General features: G+C 52.9%; 22 protein-coding genes. 9 read left to right on the forward strand and 13 right to left on the reverse strand.

The features are described from left to right. Positions 1 to 69: 69 nt before the first annotated feature. Positions 70 to 825: a triose-phosphate isomerase gene (gene tpiA, locus ACTU44_RS13845; protein WP_336081179.1), complete on the reverse strand. Its 756-nt coding sequence runs from the start codon at positions 823 to 825 to the stop codon at positions 70 to 72. A 330-nt stretch (positions 826 to 1,155) separates the two neighbouring features. Here tpiA and ACTU44_RS13850 point away from each other — a divergent pair, with 330 nt between their 5' ends. Beyond that, on the forward strand, positions 1,156 to 3,048 hold the full coding sequence (locus tag ACTU44_RS13850; protein ID WP_462095692.1) for a peptidyl-prolyl cis-trans isomerase: 1,893 nt from the start codon (positions 1,156 to 1,158) through the stop codon (positions 3,046 to 3,048). Positions 3,049 to 3,134: 86 nt separating this feature from the next. Next, positions 3,135 to 4,631, forward strand: a complete 1,497-nt coding sequence (trpE, locus tag ACTU44_RS13855) for an anthranilate synthase component I (RefSeq protein WP_462095693.1) — start codon at positions 3,135 to 3,137, stop codon at positions 4,629 to 4,631. 68 nt (positions 4,632 to 4,699) lie between these two features. Here trpE and ACTU44_RS13860 read toward each other — a convergent pair whose 3' ends face one another. Then, positions 4,700 to 5,911, reverse strand: coding sequence for a divergent polysaccharide deacetylase family protein (locus ACTU44_RS13860; RefSeq protein WP_462095694.1), 1,212 nt, complete (start codon positions 5,909 to 5,911; stop codon positions 4,700 to 4,702). Positions 5,912 to 6,182: 271 nt separating this feature from the next. On the opposite strand from ACTU44_RS13860, the gene ACTU44_RS13865 reads away from it, so the two are divergent. The 5 genes from ACTU44_RS13865 to lexA all read left to right on the forward strand — a co-directional run bounded on the left by ACTU44_RS13865 (position 6,183) and on the right by lexA (position 9,979). Continuing rightward, entirely contained in the window at positions 6,183 to 6,755 is a 573-nt protein-coding gene (locus ACTU44_RS13865; protein ID WP_462095695.1) for an anthranilate synthase component II, read from the forward strand. 34 nt (positions 6,756 to 6,789) lie between these two features. Then, positions 6,790 to 7,824, forward strand: coding sequence for an anthranilate phosphoribosyltransferase (gene trpD, locus ACTU44_RS13870; RefSeq protein WP_462095696.1), 1,035 nt, complete (start codon positions 6,790 to 6,792; stop codon positions 7,822 to 7,824). Further along, on the forward strand, positions 7,821 to 8,618 hold the full coding sequence (trpC, locus tag ACTU44_RS13875; protein WP_462095697.1) for an indole-3-glycerol phosphate synthase TrpC: 798 nt from the start codon (positions 7,821 to 7,823) through the stop codon (positions 8,616 to 8,618). The genes trpD and trpC overlap by 4 nt, the downstream gene beginning before the upstream one ends. A gap of 18 nt (positions 8,619 to 8,636) precedes the next feature. After that, a complete protein-coding gene (moaC, locus tag ACTU44_RS13880) occupies positions 8,637 to 9,116 on the forward strand; it encodes a cyclic pyranopterin monophosphate synthase MoaC (RefSeq protein WP_114097386.1) in 480 nt (159 codons plus the stop codon). Positions 9,117 to 9,271: 155 nt separating this feature from the next. Next, the gene (gene lexA / locus ACTU44_RS13885; RefSeq protein WP_114097385.1) at positions 9,272 to 9,979 is read left to right on the forward strand and encodes a transcriptional repressor LexA; all 708 of its coding nucleotides are present in this window, start codon (positions 9,272 to 9,274) and stop codon (positions 9,977 to 9,979) included. Between the two features lie 85 nt (positions 9,980 to 10,064). Here lexA and ACTU44_RS13890 read toward each other — a convergent pair whose 3' ends face one another. Beyond that, positions 10,065 to 12,197: a ComEC/Rec2 family competence protein gene (locus tag ACTU44_RS13890; protein ID WP_462095698.1), complete on the reverse strand. Its 2,133-nt coding sequence runs from the start codon at positions 12,195 to 12,197 to the stop codon at positions 10,065 to 10,067. Positions 12,198 to 12,356: 159 nt separating this feature from the next. On the opposite strand from ACTU44_RS13890, the gene gltX reads away from it, so the two are divergent. Both gltX and ACTU44_RS13900 read left to right on the forward strand, forming a co-directional pair. Next, entirely contained in the window at positions 12,357 to 13,763 is a 1,407-nt protein-coding gene (gene gltX / locus ACTU44_RS13895; protein ID WP_462095699.1) for a glutamate--tRNA ligase, read from the forward strand. Between the two features lie 111 nt (positions 13,764 to 13,874). Next, positions 13,875 to 15,182 (forward strand): citrate synthase, encoded by a 1,308-nt coding sequence (locus ACTU44_RS13900; protein WP_114097382.1) that lies wholly within the window; start codon positions 13,875 to 13,877, stop codon positions 15,180 to 15,182. Positions 15,183 to 15,289: 107 nt separating this feature from the next. Here ACTU44_RS13900 and ACTU44_RS13905 read toward each other — a convergent pair whose 3' ends face one another. The 10 genes from ACTU44_RS13905 to ACTU44_RS13950 form a co-directional block, all read right to left on the reverse strand. After that, positions 15,290 to 15,730 (reverse strand): VOC family protein, encoded by a 441-nt coding sequence (locus ACTU44_RS13905; RefSeq protein ID WP_114097381.1) that lies wholly within the window; start codon positions 15,728 to 15,730, stop codon positions 15,290 to 15,292. Positions 15,731 to 15,805: 75 nt separating this feature from the next. Continuing rightward, a complete protein-coding gene (lpxB, locus tag ACTU44_RS13910; RefSeq protein WP_462095700.1) occupies positions 15,806 to 16,972 on the reverse strand; it encodes a lipid-A-disaccharide synthase in 1,167 nt (388 codons plus the stop codon). Beyond that, entirely contained in the window at positions 16,962 to 17,825 is an 864-nt protein-coding gene (locus tag ACTU44_RS13915) for an LpxI family protein (RefSeq protein WP_462095701.1), read from the reverse strand. Before ACTU44_RS13915 ends, lpxB begins: the two co-directional genes overlap by 11 nt. Next, a complete protein-coding gene (lpxA, locus tag ACTU44_RS13920; RefSeq protein WP_114097378.1) occupies positions 17,806 to 18,609 on the reverse strand; it encodes an acyl-ACP--UDP-N-acetylglucosamine O-acyltransferase in 804 nt (267 codons plus the stop codon). The genes ACTU44_RS13915 and lpxA overlap by 20 nt, the downstream gene beginning before the upstream one ends. A gap of 2 nt (positions 18,610 to 18,611) precedes the next feature. Continuing rightward, positions 18,612 to 19,061 (reverse strand): 3-hydroxyacyl-ACP dehydratase FabZ, encoded by a 450-nt coding sequence (fabZ, locus tag ACTU44_RS13925; RefSeq protein WP_114097377.1) that lies wholly within the window; start codon positions 19,059 to 19,061, stop codon positions 18,612 to 18,614. A gap of 11 nt (positions 19,062 to 19,072) precedes the next feature. Further along, the gene (lpxD, locus tag ACTU44_RS13930) at positions 19,073 to 20,092 is read right to left on the reverse strand and encodes a UDP-3-O-(3-hydroxymyristoyl)glucosamine N-acyltransferase (RefSeq protein WP_462095702.1); all 1,020 of its coding nucleotides are present in this window, start codon (positions 20,090 to 20,092) and stop codon (positions 19,073 to 19,075) included. After that, complete coding sequence (locus tag ACTU44_RS13935; protein WP_114097375.1) at positions 20,092 to 20,673, reverse strand: OmpH/Skp family outer membrane protein; 582 nt, start codon at positions 20,671 to 20,673, stop codon at positions 20,092 to 20,094. Before ACTU44_RS13935 ends, lpxD begins: the two co-directional genes overlap by 1 nt. Further along, positions 20,673 to 22,973, reverse strand: a complete 2,301-nt coding sequence (gene bamA / locus ACTU44_RS13940; protein WP_462095703.1) for an outer membrane protein assembly factor BamA — start codon at positions 22,971 to 22,973, stop codon at positions 20,673 to 20,675. The genes ACTU44_RS13935 and bamA overlap by 1 nt, the downstream gene beginning before the upstream one ends. A gap of 26 nt (positions 22,974 to 22,999) precedes the next feature. Further along, entirely contained in the window at positions 23,000 to 24,103 is a 1,104-nt protein-coding gene (gene rseP, locus ACTU44_RS13945; protein WP_114097373.1) for an RIP metalloprotease RseP, read from the reverse strand. Positions 24,104 to 24,141: 38 nt separating this feature from the next. Beyond that, positions 24,142 to 25,302, reverse strand: a complete 1,161-nt coding sequence (locus tag ACTU44_RS13950) for a 1-deoxy-D-xylulose-5-phosphate reductoisomerase (RefSeq protein WP_114097372.1) — start codon at positions 25,300 to 25,302, stop codon at positions 24,142 to 24,144. Positions 25,303 to 25,333: the final 31 nt, after the last annotated feature.

Below are 25,333 nucleotides of genomic sequence, written 5' to 3' on the forward strand. Positions count from 1 at the left end.
ATCCGAACGCAGTTTGGCCCGGACCGGGCATAAATTTGATGCGTATTTAACGCGTTTTATGGCTGTTGGCTAGGCGCAAGTTTCAATAATTTTCCAAAAATCTTCAACCTTGAGGCTCGCCCCGCCGACAAGCGCGCCGTCGACGTCTTCGAGCGCCAGCAATTCCGCCGCATTGGACGGCTTGACTGAGCCACCATAAAGAATCCGGAATTCGTTACCGTCTTCAAAGCGCTTCACAAGTTCTGAGCGGATTGCGGTGTGGACCTCGGCAACTTCTTCAACGCTGGCGGTACGGCCGGTCCCGATCGCCCAGACCGGTTCATAGGCAATGACAGTATTCTTTGCGGTCGCACCATCCGGAACAGAAACAGCCACCTGCCCGTTCACAACCGACAGCGTCGCGCCAAGATCGCGTTCCTGTTCGGTCTCACCAACACAGACTACAGCAACCAGACCGGCATCATGCGCAGCAATTGCCTTGCAGCGAATATCGGTCGAACTTTCACCATGATCCGCACGGCGTTCGGAATGTCCAACCAGAACATAGCGTGCACCGATATCCGCAAGCATCGGTGCAGCAATATCACCGGTATGCGCCCCTGAGGTCGCCACATGGCAATCCTGGCCACCGACGGCAACTGCACTATCCTTGGTTACACCAACCACCTCGGACAGAAGCGTTGCAGGCGGGCAAACAAGCACATCACAGCCAAGCGCACCCTTTTCAGACGCCTTTGCGGCCAGGTCAGACGCCAGCACAAGACCGTCTGCACGCAAACAGTTCATTTTCCAGTTTCCGGCAATCAGGGGACGGCGTTGGGTCATGTGAGGATACCTCTTGCTGGTCAGTTTCAGACATTCTGGTTTTATAACAGAACGATAATTGACGAACCCGCCGGTTACGAACTGTTACAAGATCAATTTCGAAGCGGCTTTTAGCATGTCCACCGCACCGGGCCAAGTACCGGAAATGACGCGATCATGCATTTCGTGTGGTATTGCTATGATCTTCTATGCAATCGCCTGTTGCCGCTGTTACCTGTCGCCATTAAGATGCCCGGCAATTTCGTCGGGATTTGCGTCCCAAGGCGATCATAATTAAAACCTGTCGATACATTATATCGACACCAAACCACGAATTGTTAGGCTTATCATATGCTTGCTGGCATTCGCACATTTTCGAAATCAATCTTTGCCAAAATCATCTTTGGCGTGATTGCACTGAGCTTCGTTATCTGGGGCCTGAACGCATCGATGCTTAATCTTGGCACGTCGCGTGAAGTTGCCGAAATCGGCAGCCAGAAAGTTACCCCGGTCGAACTGGACCGCGCCTTCCAGCGCAGCGTGCAGAATATGCGGAATGTATTCGGCCCGAACTTCAACCAGCAGCAGGCCATCCAGATGGGTCTTCTGAACAATACGGTGCAATCGCTCGTATCTCAGAAAGTGCTGCGTGAAGACGCCAAGGTTATGGGAATCGGTATCAGCGACGATAAAGTGCGCGACACCATCTTCGCGTCTGAGAATTTCAAGGACCCGACCACCGGCCAGTTCAGCCGTGATCGTTTCCTGCAGGCGCTTTACACCGCAGGCTATACCGAACAGGAATTCATCGAAGGTGTTCGTGGCGATCTGATGAGCCAGCAGGTTGTTGGCAGCCTGACCGGCACAGCGGCGGTTCCGGAAATGATGGCAAAGCAGATTGTTGCCTATCGCAACGAACAGCGTAGTGGTTCATTCTTTGCCCTCAATGGTGCGGAATTTGATGATATTGCGGTTGCCGATGATCCGACCCTTCGCAAATTCCACGAAGATAATGCAGCACAGTTTACTGCGCCGGAAAGCCGTGATGTGACGCTGGCGACACTCAGTGCCGCGGACCTGATCCCGACAATCTCGGTGACTGAAGAAGAAATCGCTGATTCCTATAAACAGCGTGAAGCAGAATTCCAGACCCCGGAAAAACGCGTTGTCGAACAGATACTGTTTGCGCCGGGCGACGAGCAGTCTGCACACGAAGCCTATAAAAAGCTTCAGGAAGGGGCTGACTTCATGGCGACGGCCAAGGAAGCCGGCATGGATGAAGGGATGGTCAAGCTTGGCGAATTCACCGCCAACGACATTCTTCCAGACCTGAGCGCTGCAACCTTTGCCCTGCCCGAAGGCGGTTACTCCGAACCGGTTGAAACGGCTCTTGGCTGGCATATCCTGCATGTAACGTCAATTACGCCGGGCAGCACCCAGTCCCTTGATGAAGTACGCGACACAATTGTCGACGGCCTCAAACAGTTCAAGGCAGAAGACTCGATTTATGACCTTGCGGCAAAGTTTGACGAGGAACTTGGCGCAGGCACCCCGATCGAGGACGCAGCCCGTGACGTTGGCGCAAAAACCTACAAGCTGAGCGGGGTTGTTCGCGGCGAGGGGCTTGCCGGTGAAAACATCGACAGTGCGGATGAAATCAACGCGAAGATTTTCGAGCTTGAAAACGGCGAAGAAAGCTTCCTTGAGGAAACCGGTACCGGTACCCGTTATGTCGTTCGCGTCGAAAACATCACCCCCTCTGCCCTGCGTCCGTTCGAAGATGTTCGTGACGATGTCATTGCAGCATGGAAAGCTGACGAACGCCAGAAGCAGATGCTGGCCAAAGCAGAAGAGCTTGCCAACACCATCAACTCAAACGGTGCGGATCTTGCCGCTGTTGCCTCTGAAGATGGCGCAGAGGTCATGGAAAGCGGTCTGACAAAACGTACCGGTCAGGGTCTTGGCGACAATGTTAATCCTGCCGTTGCTGCCGCCCTATTCACTCTTGAAGATGGCAAGGCCAAAGCAATTCAGACCGGGGAAGACATCCTGATTGTCCGTCTTGATAATATCAAGGTCGCAGATGCCCAGACGGAAGATGCATCGATGGTCAGTAACGAACTAAAATCGGCAATCAACGAAGATATTCTTTCGCAATATCTTGGCTATCTGCGAGACGAAATCTCGGTCACGGTGAATAACACCGTCATCAACGAGCTTTTTACTCCGACAGCAGCTAACTGATACAAGCACAAAGGGCGACCGATTGATCCGGTCGCCCTTTTTCTTTTTATTAAGAGCCAACATAAAGACCAACAATCGGACAGACCATGGAAATCAAACCGGATTTCAACAGCTTCAAGCAAAACTATGACAAGGGCGTTTCGCAGGTTCTCTGGACCGCATTGACGGCTGATCTTGATACGCCGGTTTCGGCGTTCCTCAAGATTGCCGAAGGTATGCCAAACACCTACTTGCTTGAATCTGTTGAAGGAGGAGCTGTTCGCGGACGATATTCATTTCTGGGTTTGAAACCCGATCTGATCTGGCGTTGCTTTGGCAACAAGGCGGATCTGAACCGTCGCGCCATGGCCGATGCGGATGCCTTTGTCGATGAAGATGATGCCCCGCTCGACAGCCTTAAGAAACTGATTGCTGAAAGCTATATCGAGCTTCCCGACAATCTGCCGCCGATGAGTGCCGGTCTTGTTGGATATATGGGATATGACACCGTCCGCCTGATGGAAAAGCTGCCTGACAGCAACATTGATGAACTTGGCGTGCCTGACGGCATATTTATTCGCCCGACCGTAACCGCAAGCTTCGATACCATCGAGGACACGGTAACCGTCGTCACACCAGTGCGCCCGCAAGACGGTATCAGTGCCGATGCGGCCTATGATCTTGCCTGCGCGCGACTTAACGATGTGGTGATGCAGTTCCAGCGCAACCTGTTTATCGACCGTCGCTCGAAATCCGTGCCCGATACCCTGCCCGACCCGAAGGTCAGCGTAGATGAAGCTGGCTTTTACGAAATGGTCGACAAGGCCAAGGAATATATCCAGGCCGGTGACATCTTCCAGGTCGTGCTGTCGCAACGCTATACGCTGCCCTATCAATTGCCACCCTTTGCCTTTTATCGCGCACTTCGCCGGATCAACCCGTCGCCCTTCATGTTCTATCTTGATATTGGCGGTTTTCAGGTTGTTGGCGCCAGCCCGGAAATTCTGGTCCGGTTACGCGATGGCGAGGTCACCATTCGTCCGATCGCCGGAACGCGCCGTCGTGGCAAAACGCCCGAAGATGACAAGGTTATGGCGCAAGACCTTCTGGATGATCCCAAGGAACGTTCCGAACATCTGATGTTGCTTGATCTCGGTCGTAATGATGTTGGCCGTGTTTCAAAACCTGGAACGGTTCGTGTCACAGACCGCGAGACCATCGAATATTATTCCCATGTCATGCATATCGTTTCCAATGTCGTCGGGCAAATCGACGAGAAATACGATGCCATGGATGCCCTTAAGGCAGGTTTCCCCGCCGGGACGGTTTCAGGTGCACCAAAAGTACGCGCGATGGAAATCATTGATGAACTGGAATCGGTGCGTCGCGGGATCTATGCCGGGTGTATCGGCTATATCTCGGCTGATGGGTCGATGGATACCTGCATCGCCCTGCGTACAGCCGTGATCAAGGACGAGAAAATTCACATTCAGGCCGGTGCCGGTATCGTCGTTGATAGCAAACCGGAACTGGAGGACAAGGAATGCCGCAACAAGGCAGGTGCATTGATGGCCGCGGCCCGCGAAGCATATCGCTTCTCCTGAAACAATAAACAAAGGGCCGCGTATCACTGCGGCCCTTGTTGTATCAGCCTGGAACAGCAGGTATCGGTTTATCCAGTCACACTCCGTGACGAGCGTCGCAAGATATCCGACACAGGCACCAGAACAAATCCGCGCGCTTCAATTTCCGGAATCCACTTGCGCAAGGCACTGATCGTCAGATCACGGGGATGACCGATGGCAATGGCATAGCCCTGTTTGGCGGCGACACGTTCGGTACGGGCCAGCATATCGGCAATTTTGGCTGCATCGTCGGCATCGTCGATAAAGACATCACGCGTAATTGCCGGAACACCGAACTTGCTGGCCGTCGAATACCCGACAGATGCAGCACTGGTGCGGGAATCAAGGAACAGAAGTCCACGCGACTTCATCACTTCCATAACAATCCGCATGCGTTCCGGATCGGATGTGAATTTGCTGCCCATATGGTTGTTCACCCCGACATATCCGTCAAAGCGATCAAGCATCCAGTTCATTTCGTTGACGATCTTCTGTCGGTCATAGGTCGCCAACAACGCATGTGGTCCCGGATCAACTGTGGCCGATGACGGTTCCATTGGCATATGTAACATCACCTCATGCCCGGCCTTGCGTGCGGCATTGACCTGTGGCTGCAAATCGCGCGCATAGGGCAGATAGGAAATCGTAATCGGCCCAGGAAGTTCCACGGTTTTTGCCGTGCGAGGCTGATCAAGCCCGGCATCATCGATGACAATGGCAATGACCGGCTTTGATCCGGCATCAGGTGCCAGGGCCGCAAATTTACGCCAGGGCGCATCCTTGTCAGACGGCCCGACCGTTATTGCGGGTCCGTCATTGCCACTATCCCCCGGAAGAATGTCGCCTTTGGGTTTGGATTGTGGTGTTCCGACAAAATCCGAAAGGTTCTGTCCACCCTGCCCCTGATTTGCGGTGGTGCGGCCATTTTCATCAATCAGATAACCGGTGCGTCCCTGCATGGGGGGCGGCGGATTATCAGGTAACTGATAATCCTTGCGCAGCATCGGTTTTTGTTCCGGCTCGGCCAATGCGTAATCAGGAGCGCGTTGATCCGATGCCCGACCGAATTCGTCAGATGCGCGATCAAGTTCAAGCATGCTGCCCACGGCAATCATGGCAGAAAGAGTACCTGCAACAAATGCACCGCCCAGCATCAGACGGCCGATACCGCCCGATTTCTTTTTCGATGCAGTCTTTTGGCGGTTGGATTTCTTGGGTGCCACCTTTTTACGTTTGGTGGTCGTTGCCCGGCGTGCCACGCTGTGGTCTCCAGTATCGTTTGGTGGGTCGCTCGTAGGCGCTGTACATTATAGCATACAGCTCCATCCCATATGGTGATTATAGACCGATCACGTCGGCAGTTGTTTTAATGTTTTTAAAACGGTTCTGGTTAGCGCCCCGTTAAGAGACCGGACCTGCGCATCACCGGACAACCTGCCATAGGAGAAAACCCTTACTCTGCTTCCGCTTGACGTAGCGGCAAGGGCGTTTATTCTCTGCCGACCTTAATGTGCACAGGCGCTTCTTCCGATGTATCTACTCATCGATAATTACGACAGCTTCACATTCAATTTGTGGCATTATTTGCGCGAACTCGGCCCCGAGGTTGAAGTACGCCGCAACGATGAGATCACCGTGGATGCGGCCCTTGCCATGAAGCCCGAGGGCATCGTGATTTCGCCCGGTCCTTGTGACCCGGAACGTGCAGGTATCTGTCTTGATCTGATCAAGGCTGCGGCTGGCAAGGTCAAGCTTCTTGGCGTGTGCCTTGGCCATCAATCAATTGGTCAGGCATTTGGCGGCAAGGTTGTCCGTGCGCCCCATTGCATGCATGGCAAGACCGATGCGATGAAACATTCCGGTACCAGTGTCTTTGCCGGTCTTCCAAGCCCGTTTGAGGCAACGCGCTATCATTCTTTGGTGATCGAACGCGAAACTTTGCCCGACAGTCTTGAAATCACCGCCGAAAGCGAAGATGGTCTGATCATGGGTGTCCGTCATAAAACCCATCAGATTCATGGCGTTCAGTTCCATCCCGAAAGCATTGCATCGGAACATGGGCACGCATTGTTAAAGAATTTTATCGACTATACCGGCGCCTGACAAACGCACCGGACCGCAAACCGAGGAAACCCGAATGTCGACTGATAATGATCTGAAGCCAATTCTGGCCAAAGTCGCAGATGGTGAAAAACTGACCGAAAGCATGGCCGAACAGGCTTTCAATGTGCTGATGTCGGGTCAGGCAACCCCGTCCCAGATGGGGGCTTTCCTGATGGGTTTGCGTATTCGCGGTGAAACGGTTGACGAAATCACCGGCGCAGCACGCGTCATGCGTGAAAAGGCAACCGGCATCGTTGCGCCTGACAATGCAGTTGATACCTGCGGGACGGGTGGAGATGGCAGTGGCACCTTCAATATTTCGACTGGTGCCGCCATTGTTGCGGCGGCGGCTGGTGCTGTTGTTGCCAAGCATGGTAACCGTGCTGCTTCGTCGAAATCGGGGTCTGCCGATGTCCTGATGGCGCTTGGCGTTAATCTTGATGCGGATATGAAGCTTCTGGAAAAGGCGCTTCGCGAGATCGGCCTGTGCTTTATGATGGCAACCCGCCATCATTCGGCCATGCGTCATGTGATGCCGACCCGTGTTGAAATGGGGACCCGCACGATCTTTAACCTGCTTGGCCCGCTTGCCAACCCGGCAAAGACCAAACGCCAGGTCCTTGGCGTTTTTGCCAAGGACTGGGTGGAACCGGTTGCCCATGTGCTGAACCGTCTGGGATCGGTACATGCTTGGGTCGTTCACGGCCATAGCGGACTTGATGAAATCTCGACCACCGGTCCGACCTTTGTTGCCGAAGTCAAAAACGGCAATGTCACGACCTTTGAAATTTCACCGGGTGATTTCGGCTTTGAAACGGCTACTCTTGAGGATCTCAAGGGGGGGGATGCCGATGTGAATGCCAAGGCTATTACTGATCTTTTGGCGGCAAAAAAAGGCGCTTATCGCGACATCGTTCTGATGAATGCCGGTGCGGCCCTTGTGGTTACCGGGATTGCGAGCGATCTTGCCGAGGGTATTAAAAAGGCGTCCGATGCGATTGACAGTGGCAAGGCTGCAGAGACGCTGCTGGGCCTTGTTACCATTACCAACGAAGGAAACGCAGCGTGAGTGACGTTCTTCAAAAAATCTGTGACGACAAACGTGACCATGTCGCAGCCTGCAAGGCGCGCAAAACCCTTGGCACGCTTGAAGCAGAAGCAAAGGCACAGTCAGCACCGCGCGGCTTTATCAATGCCCTTGAAACCAGTGTTGCGAACGGTCGTTACGGCCTGATCGCCGAAATCAAGAAAGCATCACCGTCCAAAGGTCTGATCCGCCCGGATTTCAATCCGCCGGAACTCGCAAGAGCCTATCAGGCTGGCGGGGCAAGCTGCCTTTCTGTTCTGACTGACGTTCCCTATTTCCAGGGCGATGACAGCTATCTGGTGGCGGCACGTGCGGCTGTTGACCTTCCGGCATTGCGCAAGGATTTCATGGTTGATCCCTATCAGATCACCGAAGCACGTGCACTTGGTGCTGATTGTATCCTTTTGATCATGGCGGCCCTTGACGATGGCTTGGCGGCTGAACTTGAAGATGCCGCGCACAGCCTTGGCATGGATGTTCTGATCGAAGTTCACAATGCACCGGAACTTGAACGCGCGCTGAAACTGAAATCACGACTGGTCGGGATTAATAACCGCAACCTCAAGACCATGGAAATTTCGCTGACCACGACCGAAGAACTGGCTGGCATGGTTGATAACGACCGTTTGCTGGTGGCTGAAAGCGGCTTGTTTACTCCGGAAGACCTTGCACGCATGTCCAGGGTCGGCGCGCAATGCTTCCTGATTGGTGAAAGCCTGATGCGTCAGGATGATGTGACCGCAGCAACCCGTAATCTTCTTGGCCTTGCGGCCTGATTGGCGACAGACAGAATAATGGCAGACAAGCTTTCACATATTGATGCAGGTGGTAACGCCGTCATGGTCGATATCTCGGCCAAGGCCGATACCACCCGAATTGCCATTGCCAAGGCACGTGTACTGATGTCTGCGCAAACAGCACAGCTGATTGCGGATCGCGGCCATAAAAAGGGCGATGTTCTTGGCATTGCCCAGCTTGCCGGGATCATGGGGGCGAAAAAGACTCCCGATCTGATCCCGCTGTGCCATCCCCTGCCCCTGACTTCGGTCACGGTTGATCTTGAACTGGCCGATGATGTTGACGGGGTCGATATTACGGCAACCTGCAAGACCACCGGCAAGACCGGTGTCGAGATGGAGGCGCTTACAGCTGCCTCTGTTGCGGCCCTGACCGTCTTTGATATGTGCAAGGCGGTCGATAAGGCGATGCAGATCACCGATATTCGTGTCACCCGCAAGGAAGGCGGAAAGTCCGGCACCTATATCGCCGACTGATCGGGCTCCCCCGGTTTCCTTCTGTTTCAGGACATTGTTTCGCGTTTCTGACATCCGTCCTGTGCTTTTTATGCGCAGGTGCTTGACCGCGCAAAAGAACTAAAGTAGAACATCTGTGTATCCTTTTTGTTCTTGCTACAGGTTCGGGAAATATCATGCTGACGCGCAAGCAATATGAGTTGCTGGTCTATATTGACAATTACCTTCGCGATCACGGTATCTCGCCCTCTTTCGATGAAATGAAAGAGGCCCTGAACCTTAAATCCAAATCAGGCATTCATCGGCTGATCACCGGGCTTGAGGAACGCGGCTTTATCCGTCGCCTCGCCCATCGTGCCCGTGCACTGGAAGTCATCCGGCTTCCGGAAAACAGTGACGACGAGGCACCTGAAACGCCAAACAATGTCACATCCATTGCCAGTGCGCGAAAGGCATCACACCGTCCGGCAACCGTCCCAACCGCATTTTCCGAGGCCGGAGAAGCCATTTCACTACCGCTTTATGGTCGGATTGCCGCAGGTACCCCGATCGAGGCGCTGCGCGATCAAAGCACCATGGTGCAGGTCCCGGCAGCCCTTCTGGGTTCTGGTGATCACTATGCGCTTGAGGTATCGGGTGATTCCATGATCGAAGCCGGTATTCTTGATGGCGACACGGTGCTGATCCAGCGTTGTGAACAGGCCCATGATGGCACGATTGTCGTAGCCCTTGTCGATGACAGCGAAGCCACGCTCAAGCGTCTTAAACGTGGCCGCGGTGAGGTTCTGCTTGAACCGGCCAATGCGCGCTATGAAACCCGTGCGCTGTCACCGGACCGCGTGCGCATTCAGGGACGTCTGGTTGGCTTGCTGCGCCAATACTGATCTCCGCCCATTGCCATACAGCTTTTGAAAACCGCCCGGTGTGCGATGCATCCGGGCGTTTTTTTTTAAACTTCGAAGAACTGTTTCATCGCGCTGCACGTCCCGCCTTTTGCGCGACGATGACCCAAGGCCAGTGTCCGGATGTTGCGCGCACTGTTTGCAGTGATATTTCATCGCTATCTTTGCTGCCTGCGCTTAAGGCCACGCCACCTTGCCACCACAAGACATCGTCATCGATCATGTGTTGCGCCCCGGCATCCTGACAGCTTTGCCTTGGCAGGTCTGTTGTCAGACTGATGACAATCTCGGCATTCCGACAGGCATAAAACGGGTTGAGAAGCTTGCTTGCAATGATGATGTTTGTCTTGGCACTGTCCGCGCCAATCCCGACCAGACACGGGTCCGTCTCACAGGTTTTGACGTAGCGGTCTTCATCCTCACGTCGCATGCCGAAGCGGCTCATCCAGACCGATTTTTGAAACTCACCAAGCCCGTCGGGAATATGAAGGACACCGTCATCCGGATCGAAGACAGCCCAGTTTTCACGATCACCTGACACCAGAATATTCGGGCTTTGATGTTGCCATTGCGCAAACACAGCAATCAGTAAAAGCGGGACACCCAGAATAATGGCGGCCCTGTCACGCCAGATCATCGCCCAGGAAAGTGCCAGCAACAAACAGGAAACTGCGATAAAGCTCAGCCCCGAAACGTACCAAAGCCCCCATTCCTGATCGGCGACGATGGAGGCCGTCCTGATCAGGACGGCGAGCCCGGGTTTCATCAAGGCAAGCGTTACACCGCCCAACCCGACCGGGATCAATATCAGTGTCGCAACAATCAACGGCATCACCCAGAATGCCATCACCGGGATGGCAATCAGGTTGGCAACAATCCCCAGCATCGAAATGCGTCCGAAATGGAACCCGATTATCGGTGCCGTCACTGCTGTAACAATGATCCCGGTGACCAGCAATCCAGCGATATAGATCACGATACGGACATACCAGGGGCTCATACCCTGACGATCAAGCCATCGACGGCCGGGCCCGTCATAGAATGCCACCAACGCACCAACAGCAGCAAAGGACAGCTGAAAGCTGGCTCCCAGAACGGCATCGGGACGCAAGATCAAAACGACAATAGCCGCAACACCGACCAAGCGTAACGAAATGGCGCGGCGATCAAGCAACAAGGCGATCCAGACAACCAGCAACATGATAAAGGCGCGTTGCGTGGGCACTGTTGCCCCGGACAATCCAAGATAAATCAGCCCTGACAAGGCAGCAGCTACCGCCGCCCATTTTTTTATCGGATAGCGCAATGCGATGCGCGGAATAGCAGCCAGGCAAAACCGGAACAGAAAAAACACCGTTCCACACAACAATCCCATATGCAGTCCGGAAATCGCCAAAAGATGGGCAAGCCCCGACTTCCGTAAGTCTTCGGTTATATCGGGGGTGACTTCACCCCGTTCACCAATGATAAGTGCCTTGGCTATTCCGGCTTCGGGAGCACTCAGATAGTGGCTGATCGTTTGAGAAACAGACTGACGTGCCTCCTCAATAAAGTTCCATAATTCATTGTTTTTATAACTTTTACCCTCATCCAAGACCTGAAACTGTCGTCCGAATGCAAAACCGGTTGCGCCGATCCCGCTAAAGTAAAGGTTGCGCGCGAAATCAGGATCACCGGGAACCGCTGGCGGGCGAAGCGGAAATAACCTTGCCTTGACCTGCACCTGATCGCCGATGGAAAATTTGCTGTCGCCCAGAAAACTTAATCTGACTTTCCAGTCGAATTCCCCATCTGCCAGTCCGGTTATGGCAGATGGTTCAAGTGTGACCCGAAGTCGATTTTCGCGCGGTTCAATATTGATAACAGTCCCAGTAATTTCGGTCGCATACAGCGTCTTGGTCAGAATATTTTGCGGACCAATATCCGTGTGAATGGCACTTGTGAGGAACCCCGCCATCAAGCTTGTTTGCAACTGCAGGGTAAAAGCAACAATCGCGATCCGCCGGGTCATCCAGAATGCGCAGCCAGAAAGAATCACTCCGACGCCAATCTCTGATGCTGCAATGCGCGCAGGAAGCAAGAAATATAGCGCGCATCCCAACCCAAAGAAGAGAACCGATGACAGAAACCATTTATTTCTTTGGCTTGTAACAACAAATATGACTTGCGAGAAATCCCCCACAAGCCTTTGTTTTTTCATACTTCTTATAAAAGTATTACGACGAATGTCCAATAGCCCGCCCTGAGCATTGTTTCTATCTAACATCGGCTGTGGTGCAACAGCGTGTCATTTGTGCTATAGCCTGCACGCCAAAAGTCCATACGACAAGCGACAACATCCAGATAACGGATAGATTGAATGACGGTTGTTACCCGTTTTGCCCCGTCCCCGACCGGGTTTTTACATATCGGCGGCGCACGCACCGCCCTGTATAACTGGCTTTATGCCAAACACACCGGCGGCAAATTCTTGCTGCGCATCGAAGACACTGACCGCGAACGTTCAACGCCCGAGGCCGTAGAGGCCATTTTTGACGGCCTGAACTGGCTTGGCCTGACCGCTGACGAAGAACCGACTTTCCAGTTTGCCCGTCGCGACCGCCATGCAGAAGTCGCCCAACAATTACTTGATGCCGGCAAGGCATATCTTTGCTATTGCTCGCCCGAAGAACTGACCGCCATGCGGGAGAAAGCCCGTGCTGAAGGCCGCCCGATGAAATATGACGGCACCTGGCGTGATCGCGATCCGTCCGAGGCCCCTGCTGGCGTCAAGCCGGTGGTTCGTCTCAAGGCGCCGCAAGAAGGCGATGTCGTTATCGATGATCAGGTTCAGGGCGAAGTTCGCGTCGCAAACGAACAGCTTGACGACTATGTCATCCTGCGCGGTGACGGAACCCCTACCTATATGCTTTCGGTTGTTGTTGATGACCATGATATGGGTGTAACCAACGTCATTCGCGGGGACGACCACCTGACCAATGCCTTCCGGCAGAAAGCGCTTTATGACGCAATGGGTTGGGACGTTCCGACCTTTGCCCATATCCCGCTGATCCATGGCCCGGATGGTGCAAAACTGTCCAAGCGTCACGGTGCACTGGGTGTTGATGCCTATCGCGACGAGATGGGCTTCCTTCCCGAAGCGCTGAACAACTATCTGCTGCGCCTTGGTTGGGGCCATGGTGACGACGAGGTCATCAGCCAGGAACAGGCAATCGAGTGGTTTGACGTCAAGGATGTTGGCAAGGGCGCGTCGCGTTTCGACTTCGCAAAGCTAACAAACCTGAACGGAATTTACTTGCGTCAGGCCGATGACAAACGGCTTGTAGACGAGATTTCCCAACGGGTTGCAGCCATTGCTGGTATTGATGCAATTGATGCAGCGCAAAAAGAAATCTTGATCAATGGCATGGCAGGCCTTAAAGAAAGGGCCAAGACACTTATTGAGCTCGCCGAATCTTCGGCCTTCTACGTTACAGATGGCATTACGTCCGTTAACGAGAAAGCCCAGTCCCTGATTGATAGCGCACCTGAAGGTTTGTTCGCAGAACTGGCCAACAGCCTTGAAGCGCTTGAAAGCTGGACCGAAGAGAACGTTGACGCAAGTGTTCGTGCAACTGCCGAAAAACTTGATCTTAAACTCGGAAAAGTTGCACAGCCCTTGCGGGCGGTGCTTACCGGCTCCAATTCTTCTCCAGGCATCTTCGAAGTAATGATCGTGCTTGGCAAAGAGCAAACGCTGAAACGCATTCGACATTTCGATGTATAACAACAGCGAATTATAAAAAACTAATAGTCTATTTGCGCTTAATGCGCCGCAGCATTATGCTGCACCCAACTTGAAACCGTGTTCGTTCAAACAGGGAAGGAAAAATAAGTCATGGCTCAGAATTCCAAGACTTCCCACACCGTAACACTGACCGACAATGCCACTGGCAAGTCGATCGAGATGCCGGTGATTGAGGGTAGCGTAGGCCCGTCTGTTATCGACATTCGGAAGCTGTATGCTGAAACTGGATTTTTTACGTATGATCCGGGCTTCACTTCGACCGGCTCCTGCCAGTCCGAGCTGACCTACATTGATGGCGACGTTGGTATCCTTCGTCACCGTGGTTATGCAATTGATGACCTTGCAGAAAACTCCGACTTCCTCGAAGTTTGCCACTTGCTGCTTTACGGTGAGCTGCCGAATGCCACCCAGAAAGCGCAGTTCGAAAACGACATCACCATGCACACCATGGTGCATGAGCAGATGCGCAATTTCTATAACGGCTTCCGCCGTGATGCGCATCCGATGGCCATCATGTGTGGCGTTGTTGGCGCAATGTCTGCATTCTATCATGACAGCACCGACATCAATGACCCGCAGCAGCGCCTGATCTCGGCTTATCGCCTGATCGCGAAAATGCCGACCATTGCTGCGATGGCATACAAATATTCGATCGGTCAGCCGTTCCGCTATCCGAACAACAAGCTGGGCTTTGCTGAAAACTTCCTTCAGATGATGTTTGGCAACCCGTGCGAAGAATACGAAGTTAACCCGGTTCTGGCCAAAGCAATGGATCGTATTCTGATCCTTCATGCTGACCACGAACAGAATGCTTCGACCTCGACCGTACGCCTTGCCGGTTCGTCTGGTGCAAACCCGTTTGCATGTATCGCTGCTGGTATCGCGTCCCTTTGGGGGCCGGCACATGGTGGTGCGAACGAAGCCGTTCTGGTTATGCTCAACGAAATCGGCGATGTGAAAAACATCCCGGAATTCGTTGCAAAAGCAAAAGACAAGAACGATCCGTTCCGTCTGATGGGCTTTGGTCACCGCGTTTACAAAAACTACGATCCGCGCGCCAAAGTCATGCAGGAAACCTGCCACGAAGTTCTCAAGGAACTCAACATCAAGGATCCGCTTCTTGATGTTGCCCAGGAACTCGAACGTATTGCACGTGAAGACGAGTACTTCATCGAGAAGAAACTCTATCCGAACGTCGACTTCTATTCGGGCATCATCTTCAAGGCGATGGGCATTCCGGTCAGCATGTTCACCGTGCTGTTCGCGGTTGCACGTACCGTCGGCTGGATCGCCCAGTGGAAAGAAATGATCGAAGATCCGTCGCAGAAAATCGGCCGCCCGCGTCAGCTGTTCACCGGTGTCGCAGAACGTCCGTTCGTTCCGGTCGACAAACGCTAAGTCGTCCCGACAGCGATCTTTGCCATATCAAAGCAAAAAGGCCCGGAGAAATCCGGGCCTTTTCGTGTTTCTCAACCAGTGTTACCGGTAAAACGAACTCTCAAAACTTACCAGCTTCCGGTGTTTTCCATGCTTACCCATGGCTCTGCCGGTGCAAGGCTCTCACCTTTCTGAAGGAACTCGATTGAAATTCCGTCTGGCGAACGTACAAATGCCATATGACCATCACGCGGGGGACGATTGATCGTTACCCCGGCATCCATCAGTTTCTGGCAAGTTGCATAGATGTCATCAACTTCATAGGCCAAATGACCAAAATTGCGACCGCCCGAATAGCTCTCGGGGTCCCAGTTATAGGTCAGTTCGAGTTCAGGAGCCTTGTTTGCCTTGGCATTCTCTACATCAGCTGACGGGGCCAGATAAATCAGGGTGAAACGCCCCTTTTCGCTTTCGATGCGGCGAGTCTCGCTCATGCCCAGAAGATCGCAATAGAATTTCAGCGACTCATCGACATTCTCGACGCGCACCATCGTGTGCAAATAACGCATAACAACGTCTCCGTTATGGATTGATCAATGACCTGAAACTAATTGCATTCCACGCCTGATACCAGTCGTTAGCCGTTATTTTTTCGCGATAATGTCGAGAATCTGCTCGGCAGCTTTTTCGCTGGGTGCCCGATCCCCGAAGCCAAGCATCCTGCATGCTTCATCAAAGCCTGATTTTTGCTGTTCCCGGGTAGGGTTATCCCCCAAAAGGGCATCAAGCACCGGGATGATGTTCTTCGCCTTGCAATTTTCCTGCAGGAATTCGGGGATCAGTTTACGTCCCAGAACAAGATTAACGATTGTCACCGTATCAATCTTGATCAGGCGTTTGGCAATCCAGCCGGTTATGGCATTAACCTGATAGGCAATCACATGCGGAACACCGGAGATTGCCAGTTCCAGCGACACCGTACCTGATGCGGCCAAGGCGCAATCGGCTGCAGAAAACGCGTCATGACGTTCCTGATCCGTGGCCACAACGATCGGTGCCAAGGGCCAGCTTTTCATTTCTTCGGTCACGGTATCAGCAACCTTGCTGACCGTGGGAACCACAATGCGGGCATCAGGGTATTTCCGGGCGATTGCCTCGATCACCTGGCGAAAGACCGGCAGCAGTCTCTTTACTTCGGAGTTACGACTTCCGGGCAGCACTGCCAGCAGGCGTTTATTCGCGTCCAGACCGTGATTGGCCCGAAAACGATCCCCGTTACCATCATGGCGCTCTTCAACAGCTGAGTGGCCGATAAAGGTCGTTGGCAGGCCTTCTTTTTCAAAGTAGGGCGGCTCAAACGGCAAAAGTGCCAAAAGATGGTCGAGAAACCCTGCAATTTTCTTTGCCCGCCCTTCACGCCAGGCCCAAACAGACGGGGCAACATAGTGAATAAGCGGAATGCCTTTGCCCTTGAGCTTTTTCCCGACCCGGAAACTGAAATCCGGGGCATCAATCGTCACAACAGCGTCAGGTTTCTCGCTTTTGGCGAAGTCTGCCGTTTGCGCGATACGTTTCAGCAGGTGCGGAATATGCGGGATAACCTCTGTCAGGCCCATCACCGACATTTCATTCATCGGGAACAGGCTTTGAAGCCCCTCGCCCTCCATCCTTGGACCGCCAACACCGATAAAACGTGCACCGGGTTCCTGACGCTTGATCGCAGCCATAAGACGACCGCCAAGCTGATCACCGGAGGCTTCGCCAGCCACAAGCATGATTTTCGGGCCACCTGACGTATTTTCAGACGCCATGGTTTGTTTCTCCGTCCTCATCGCCGAGGCCAAGCACAAATATGCCAAGCGCGTCTGCACGGGCAATAACCGCAGCACGATCAATAATCATTGTACCACCGGCAAGGAGTGCAATGCCACGCAGGCCGGCCAGATGCGCTTCTTCGATGGTTGTCAGGCCGATAGCCGGAAGATCAAGGCGTTTGTCCTGCTGTGGTTTTGAGGCTTTCACCAGAACCCCTCCAACGCCTTCACGCCGATATTTTGCGGAACGCCGAACCATCTCGTCAGTGCCTTCAATGGCTTCAAGCGCAAGCACAAGGCCCTGTTGAACCACACATCCCTGTCCAACATCGGCCTGACCAAGAATGCGCGCCACAGAAAGACCACGCCTTGCGTCGCTGATGGCCTGATCATCAGGTGCAATTGCCCCCAGAACGCCCTCGGACACGGCAAGATCCGTCAGGATGTCATGCGCACCGACCAGACGAAAGCCTTCACGTTCAAGCTCTTCTCCAACGAGCCGAAGCAACCCGTCATCGCCAAGTGCCTTCATGCCAACCTTCATCAAAAGCTTGGCAGCACGCCAATCGGGACGGATTGCCGAGAAACTCGGGCGTGCGACCTTTCCGGCTAGCACGACATCGCGGCACTCATTTGCACGCATGGCATCAAGGATTTTGGCCGCAGCACCAAGCCTTGTCGACACGTTGGGGTACTCGTCAAGCGCGGGGTCATCGGCATGACCATCAAGCTTAATAACGAAAACAGCCCGCCCGGCTGTCTGCGCTGCAGAAGCCAAGCGGGCTGGAAGCGCACCGCCCCCAGCAATAATCCCCAGCTTTGGTTGCGGATTATCCTGCGGAGCTGTCATATTTCGGTGTGCACACGGAACGCATGCTTTCCGCTTTGAGGAAGTTGATAATTTCCATGACCGGACCGACACCTTCGAAGTCCTTTGCGACCTCTTCAACGCGTTCAGCCAACGTACCTTCCTGAGCAAACAGCAAACGATATGCCTTGCGCAGGGAATGAATGGTTTCGCGGTCAAAACCACGACGTTTCAGGCCAACGATATTCAAGCCCGAAAGGTATGCGCGGTTCCCGATCACCGAACCATAGGGAATTACGTCGCTTTCGACACCGGTCATGCCACCGATCATCGCATGTCTTCCGATGCGAACGAACTGATGTACCGCCGAAAGACCGCCAACAATTGCAAAATCTTCAACAACCACATGACCGGCCAAGGTACCGTTATTGACCAGAATGCAATGGTTGCCGACATGGCAGTCATGGCCAACATGGGCACCCGTCATCAACAGGCAATCGTCACCGATCGTTGTTTCCATCCCGCCACCTTCGGTACCGGGATTAAGGGTGGCCCCCTCACGGATTTTTGTCCGCTTTCCAACGATCAAACGGCTTTGCTCACCCTTGAACTTCAGATCCTGGGGCGCATGCCCGACAGAAGCAAACGGGTAAACTTCGCATTCTTCGCCAAGGGTCGTGTGACCTGCGACAGCAACATGGCTATGCAGCTTGACACGATCACCCAAGACAACGTTCGGACCAATAACACTGTAAGGTCCGATTTCGACATCCTGACCTATCTGCGCGCCATCTTCGACAACGGCGGTTGGATGTACTTTTGACATTATCAGTTATCCCGGATCATCGCGGCAATGGTTGCCTCGGCAACGACCTGCCCGTCCACCTTGACCTGGCTTTCAAATTTCCAGACCGGACCACGGCTTTGTTTCTTCGTCACATGGATATGCATCACATCACCGGGCGTTACCGGTTTGCGGAAACGTGCGTTATCGATGCTCATGAAATAGACCAGTTTGCCCTCTGCGTCCTCGCCAAGGGTCTGAACAACCAGAATAGCCGCGGTCTGGGCCATGCTTTCAATGATCAGAACGCCCGGCATAATCGGCTGCTGCGGAAAATGACCAGTAAATTGCGGTTCATTCATCGTGACGTTTTTGATGCCGGTTGCGGATTCATCAACCGCAATATCGATAACTTTATCAATCAACAAAAACGGATAACGATGCGGGATCATTTCCAGAATGCGCTGAATATCAACACTTACCAGTTCGGTCATGTGTGTAGCCCTTATTTCTTTTTTCGTACCAGACGGGACAAGGCCACTGTCTGTTTATGATATTCCATGACCGGAACGGCAGGACTTCCGCCCACTGTTTCCCCCGGTCCGATATTTCTCATGACACCTGATTGCGCGGCAACTTTGACACCATCGCCAATTTCAAGATGCCCGGCCACGCCGACCTGCCCCGCCAGCACAACGAAATTCCCAAGCTTTGTCGAGCCGGAAATACCTACTTGCGAGACGACAACGCAGCCCATGCCGAGCTCGACGTTATGGCCGATTTGTACCAGATTGTCGATACGGCACCCATTACCGATGACGGTATCAGGCCCTGCACCACGGTCAATCGTGCTGTTGGCGCCAACTTCAACGTCATTACCGATAACGACACGCCCAAGCTGCGGCACCTTCACATGGCCTTGCAGCCCCATGGCAAAACCAAAACCGTCCTGCCCGATCCGGGCACCCGGATAAATCAGACAAAGATTTCCTATCAGACTGTGGCTGATCGATGCGTTGGCACCGACCTTACATCCAGCCCCGATGACAACCCCCTCACCAATCACAGCATTCGAGGCGATGATGGTTCCATCACCGATTTCGCAATTGGCACTGATCACTGCACCGGCATCGACCTGCACACCTTTGCCAAGCTTTGCCGTCGGATCAATGAAAGCACGGTCAGAAATCGAACCATTGCCTGTCTCGAACGGATAAAAAGCGGTCGCTGCCTTTGCATAGGCTCGATATGGATCGTTGGTCGTGAACAGAACCATGCCTTCCGGGGCGCGATCTGCAAATTCTGGTCGAATGAAACACGCCCCAGCCTTGCTGTTGACAAAGGCATCGATATATTTGCGGTTATCAAGGAAACTCAGAATTGAGTCATCAGCATTTTGCAATGGTGACACATCGTCAAAGACACGCGCTTTGTCAGGTGCATTCAAAACTTCTGCGCCAGTCAGCTCCGCAATTTCAGCGACGCTGAAAGGTCCCTTGCGACGAAAGAAACGCGTATCAGCCATCAGGACCCTTCCTTGAACTCAACCTTGATCGTCGGAACTTTTTTGTTAATCCGGTCAAACACTTCCTTGCTGGCATTCATCGCATTGGCAAAGATGATCACCTGCGCCTGATGCAAAACCAGCGTTGCACGTCGTTCTTCGGCCAAACCTGCAATAACGTCATTCAAAGCTTTCTGAAAGGTTGCCTGACTCTCGGCAAGAGCCTGATCGAGAACGCGGCTGCGCCCTTGGGCAAATTTCTGGAATGCAGCTACCTTTTGCTGAAACTGCTTTTGCTTTTCCTGATAAACGTCTGCTGCGAGCAGGGTTCGTTGCTGGGCAAGCTGCTTTTCTTCTTCACGCAGCGCCTGCTGACGGGTCTCTATATCCTGCTGATAGGTTACCTGCCGTTCGCGGATTTGCTTTTTGACATCCTGCATAGCTGATGCCTCACGCATGATCCCTGCATAGTCGACAACCATGACAGATGCCATGGTTTCAGGATTAGGTGTTTCCTGCGCAGACACATAAGATGTCGTGAAAACACCACATGCAAGAGCGGATGCGACAAGCAATTTCTGAAGCGACTTCATCATAATCATTAGAATCTGGTTCCGAAGTTAAGTCGGAACACTTCCTCTTTGTCGTGATCTTCTTTCAGGACGGCCTGTGACAAGTCGATGCCAATCGGACCGAATGGCGACTCCCAACCAACACCAACGCCAACAGACCCGCGAACGGATCCGGTGTCATAGATTTCACCTGCGCGTGCACCGTCGACACCTTCGGATGAGCCAAAGTCACTAAAAATGCGCCCCTTCAGAGCAAACTCAGATGGCAACCCAAGCGGGAAGTCCATCTGAACAGATCCAGTGTAGTACATCTTGCCACCCAAGGCATCGTTTGTCGCAATATCACGCGGGCCAACGCCAGAAGATTCAAAACCACGCAGGTTAGAACCACCAACCATAAAGCGTTGCGAGATACGCGTATCATCGCCGATACCAAAGATATAACCGGTCCCGGCACGGGTCGATAGAACCCATTCATGCTCGCGGTCCAGCGGATAATAATACCCACCTTCCAAACGCGTCCGCAGATAAGTCTCATCGCCCCCCAATCCGGCAAAATCATTGGACAACCGCCCAAAGTAGCCCTCTGTTGGCGCAACAGAGCTATCGCGTTTATCGTAGGTCAGCGTGTGGCCGACAGATGACTCAATAAATTCAGAATCTTCGGCAAGCAACAGACGTGATGCGTCAGCCCGATTGATATTTGAGTAGCTGTTCTGCTCGAGCGTATATCGGAAAGAGTGCGATAGATCTTCTGTGTACTTAAATCCTGCACGCAGTCGTCCACCAGTCTGCTCTTCATCATAAGAGCTTTCGTCCTGATTGTCCTCTTCCCGACGGTACACGTCAAACCCGGCTGCAATTTCGCGATCCAGGAAATATGGCTCCGTAAACGACAAATCGATCTGCTGATCTGATGACCCCAAAGTAAAGTTCAAGCGCAGATCCTGACCTTTACCCAAAAGGTTACGTTCACGAATACCCAGCTGACCGAACGCGCCATCATCCGTTCCGTATCCGGCACCAATCGAGAATTCGCCGGTCGATTTCTCTTCAACATCAACTTCAATAACAGTCTGGTCCGGCGCCTTGCCTGGCAAGGTTTTGACATCAACAGATTTAAAGAAGTTAAGGTTTTCAATACGCTGCTTGGAGCGTTTCATTTTGGAGCTACTGAAAGCATCCCCTTCGACCAGACGGAACTCGCGACGAATAACATCATCAAGCGTACGGACGTTACCAACTACATTGATGCGTTCGACATATACTTTCGGCCCCTCTGCAATCGTAAATGTCAGGTCAATTGTACCTGTTTCACGGTTACGCTGAACGCTCGGACGAATATCAATGAAGGCATAGCCTTCGTCGCCGACTTTGGTCGTCAGGGCGTCAACCGCGTCATCAACCATGGTCGCGTTGTACCACTCACCCTTTTCGATCTCGATCAGAGGCAGCAAGGCATCAGCGTCAATCTTATCGATCTGGGAGACAACCTTGATATCACCAAACTGGTAACGTTGCCCCTCACTGACAGTGTAGGTAATGAAGAAGTCCGAACGATCCGGGGTCAGTTCCGCAACAGATGAAAGAACCTGGAAATCGGCATAGCCTGCGGAAAGGTAGAAACGGCGCAGCAGTTCGCGATCAAACGTCACACGATCAGGATCATAGTTGTCGTCCGAGGTCAGGATTTTCCACCAGGCACTTTCGGTGGTTCGGATGACTTCAGAAAGTTCGCCATCATCGAATGCCTTGTTACCGACGAAATTGATCTTGCGAACGCCTGTCGCCTCACCCTCGTCAACTTCAAAGACCAGATCGACGCGGTTCTGTTCGAGCTGAATGACTTTCGGCTCGACAGTGGCTGCAAAACGACCGCTACGACGATACAGTTCAAGAATACGCTGGACGTCCGACTGGACTTTGGTACGGGTGTAAACAACGCGCGGGCGAAGCTGGAGTTCCGCGCTCAGCACATCATCCTTGAGACGATTGTTCCCTTCAAAGGCGATTCGGTTGATGATCGGATTTTCAACGACGTTAACCTTCAGAACCCCCTGATTGAACGAGAAGGATACATCGGCAAACAGACCGGTGGAAAACAGCGCCTTTAGCGACGTGTTGATTTGACGCGCATCATATGCGTCTCCGGGCGCAACCGTCAGATATGCGTTAACGGTCGCACTTTCAATTCGGTTGTTACCCTCGACCTGAATTTCGCGAATCAGGCCTGAATTCTGTTGGGCATATGCTGCCACCGGAATGATCACTGGCGCGGTTCCGCCAAGAAGGGCCGCAACTAACGCGGCCGCTTTTACCTTACGCAGCAAGTTAACCCCCCTGTTGCTGTCACACATTAGCCAGCAAGTCCTTTGAGGAAACTAAAGACACCCAATTGCGTCAAATCGTTCCACGTTGCGAAAATGATTAAGCTGAATACCAAACCCGCGCCGATACGGAAACCATATTCTTGTGCTTTTGCTCCCAATGGCTTACCGCGAATTGCCTCAATCGCATAAAACACAAGATGCCCGCCATCCAGAACCGGAACCGGCATCAGATTGATCAACCCCAAACTGATCGACAGATAGCCCATAAAGAACAGGAGAGGCCCCAAACCACCCTCTGCGACCTGCCCTGACATTTGCGCGATCCGGATCGGACCACCAAGTTCGGAACTGTCCCGGTCACCACTGACCATCTCGCCAAGAGCAGAAAAGGTCTGGGTTGTCAGAGAATAGGCTGTTTCAAAAGCACGCCCAACCGCCTCTATCACTCCGTCACGGCTGGTATCAAAAGCACCGGCAGTAATACCAAGACGACCAAATGTCTGCGTGACACCGTTTTCATCCGCTGTCACAGAGTCCGGAGTTACCGAGAGCTCGAGCGATTGTCCATCACGCAGTACCGTTATCGCAAGTGTTTGCGCCGGATGGTTGCGTACAATATCGGAAAGTTCCGAGAACCATTCGACCGTCGCACCGTTGATTGCAATGACCTGATCATCACTTAGCAAACCGGCACTTGCAGCAGGGCTGTTTTCAAGAACATCACCGACGACCGGCAAAGCACGTTGCTGGCCAACAGCTGCAAACAGGAAGGTAAAAACGATGATGGCAAACACAAAATTTGCAAGCGGGCCGGCAAACACAATAGCAGCGCGCGCACCGACACCTTTGTGATGGAAAGCGTATTTTTCTTCCTCTGCGTTCAGGTCGTCACGCTGACCGGCACTGGCCGGGTTCATGTCGCCAAACATTTTCACATAGCCGCCAAGCGGGATCAGGCTGACTTTCCAGCGTGTCCCCTTTTTGTCTTTCCAACCGAAAAGTTCGGGTCCGAACCCGATGGAAAATGCTTCGACCTTGACGCCATTCTTGATGGCAACCCAATAATGACCGTATTCGTGAACGAAGACGAGAACCGAAAGTACAAAAAGAAAGGCAAGCAAGGTTTCCATCAAGACGTTCCTTATCCGGTCAAACCGGAGAAATTAACTTAAACAGCGGCGATATGTGCTGCGGTCTGCCGACGCACAAGTGCATCTGTTTCAAATACCTGATTCAGACTGGTCAGGTCTTCGCGACCAATCTTTTCCATCACGGTCTCAACAATTTCTGCAATTTCAAGAAAACCGATCTTGTCTTGCAGGAAGGCCTCGACCGCAACTTCGTTTGCTCCGTTCAGGACAGTAGGCAGTGTACCACCTTCCTGCAAGGCCTGACGTGCCAGGCGAAGAGCCGGAAACCGATTGGTATCGGGTTTCTGGAAGTTCAAGCTTCCGATCATGGCAAAATCAAGACGCGGTACATCCACCTTGATCCGATCCGGCCATGCAAGAGCATAGGCAATCGGCGTGCGCATGTCCGGCGAGCCCAGTTGCGCCAGCACAGAACCGTCGCAATATTCAACCATACTATGAACAACTGACTGAGGATGAACAACAATTTCAATTCGCTCCTCAGCAACCGGAAACAGGTGCCAGGCTTCGATCAGCTCCAGCCCCTTGTTCATCATGGTCGCAGAGTCGATGGAAATTTTTGCCCCCATCTCCCAGTTCGGATGCGCCAGCGCCTGCTTGCGTGTGACAGATTTCATGTCAACCAAGGACCGCTCGCGGAAAGGTCCACCGGAAGCAGTCAGCAAAATGCGGTCGACTTGTTTGTCGGCTTTGTCTTCAAGAACCTGGAAAATTGCGCTGTGTTCGGAATCGACCGGGATCAGTGTCGCATTGTGTTTTGCCACCTCAGCCGTCATCAGAGCGCCGGCACAGACCAAGGTTTCCTTGTTGGCCAATCCAACCCGTGCGCCCCGCCGAATGGCTGCCAATGTCGGCTTTAGCCCCGCTGCACCAACGATTGCAGCAATAACGATATCTGATGGACGCTCGGCAGCCTCGATCAGTGCGGTTTCGCCAGCACCTACCTCGATATCGGTACCTGCCAGCGCTTCACGCAGTTCATGAAAAAGATCGGGATCGCCAATGACAGCACATCTGGCATTCAAATCTTTGGCGATAGAAGCCAGCGATTGAACATTGCGATGCGCGGTTACGGCATCGACGCTGTATTTGTCCGAATGGTTCCTGAGAATATCAACAGTACTGGTCCCGATAGATCCGGTAACACCAAAAACGCTGACGGATTTCTTCAAAGTCATCAAACACCTGTGAAAAAACGATCGATGGTTC

It is taken from the genome of Thalassospira sp. SM2505 (assembly GCF_054901115.1).

Coding starts and splice junctions, on each gene's coding strand:
- tpiA (WP_336081179.1), bottom strand. CDS start 825: ATGACCCAACGCCGTCCCCTGATTGCCGGAAACTGGAAAATGAACTGT.
- lexA (WP_114097385.1), top strand. CDS start 9,272: ATGCTGACGCGCAAGCAATATGAGTTGCTGGTCTATATTGACAATTAC.
- ACTU44_RS13900 (WP_114097382.1), top strand. CDS start 13,875: ATGGCTCAGAATTCCAAGACTTCCCACACCGTAACACTGACCGACAAT.
- ACTU44_RS13850 (WP_462095692.1), top strand. CDS start 1,156: ATGCTTGCTGGCATTCGCACATTTTCGAAATCAATCTTTGCCAAAATC.
- gltX (WP_462095699.1), top strand. CDS start 12,357: ATGACGGTTGTTACCCGTTTTGCCCCGTCCCCGACCGGGTTTTTACAT.
- ACTU44_RS13905 (WP_114097381.1), bottom strand. CDS start 15,730: ATGCGTTATTTGCACACGATGGTGCGCGTCGAGAATGTCGATGAGTCG.
- fabZ (WP_114097377.1), bottom strand. CDS start 19,061: ATGACCGAACTGGTAAGTGTTGATATTCAGCGCATTCTGGAAATGATC.
- lpxA (WP_114097378.1), bottom strand. CDS start 18,609: ATGTCAAAAGTACATCCAACCGCCGTTGTCGAAGATGGCGCGCAGATA.
- ACTU44_RS13890 (WP_462095698.1), bottom strand. CDS start 12,197: ATGAAAAAACAAAGGCTTGTGGGGGATTTCTCGCAAGTCATATTTGTT.
- trpD (WP_462095696.1), top strand. CDS start 6,790: ATGTCGACTGATAATGATCTGAAGCCAATTCTGGCCAAAGTCGCAGAT.
- lpxB (WP_462095700.1), bottom strand. CDS start 16,972: ATGGCGTCTGAAAATACGTCAGGTGGCCCGAAAATCATGCTTGTGGCT.
- trpE (WP_462095693.1), top strand. CDS start 3,135: ATGGAAATCAAACCGGATTTCAACAGCTTCAAGCAAAACTATGACAAG.
- ACTU44_RS13950 (WP_114097372.1), bottom strand. CDS start 25,302: ATGACTTTGAAGAAATCCGTCAGCGTTTTTGGTGTTACCGGATCTATC.
- rseP (WP_114097373.1), bottom strand. CDS start 24,103: ATGGAAACCTTGCTTGCCTTTCTTTTTGTACTTTCGGTTCTCGTCTTC.
- moaC (WP_114097386.1), top strand. CDS start 8,637: ATGGCAGACAAGCTTTCACATATTGATGCAGGTGGTAACGCCGTCATG.
- ACTU44_RS13935 (WP_114097375.1), bottom strand. CDS start 20,673: ATGATTATGATGAAGTCGCTTCAGAAATTGCTTGTCGCATCCGCTCTT.
- ACTU44_RS13865 (WP_462095695.1), top strand. CDS start 6,183: ATGTATCTACTCATCGATAATTACGACAGCTTCACATTCAATTTGTGG.
- lpxD (WP_462095702.1), bottom strand. CDS start 20,092: ATGGCTGATACGCGTTTCTTTCGTCGCAAGGGACCTTTCAGCGTCGCT.
- ACTU44_RS13915 (WP_462095701.1), bottom strand. CDS start 17,825: ATGACAGCTCCGCAGGATAATCCGCAACCAAAGCTGGGGATTATTGCT.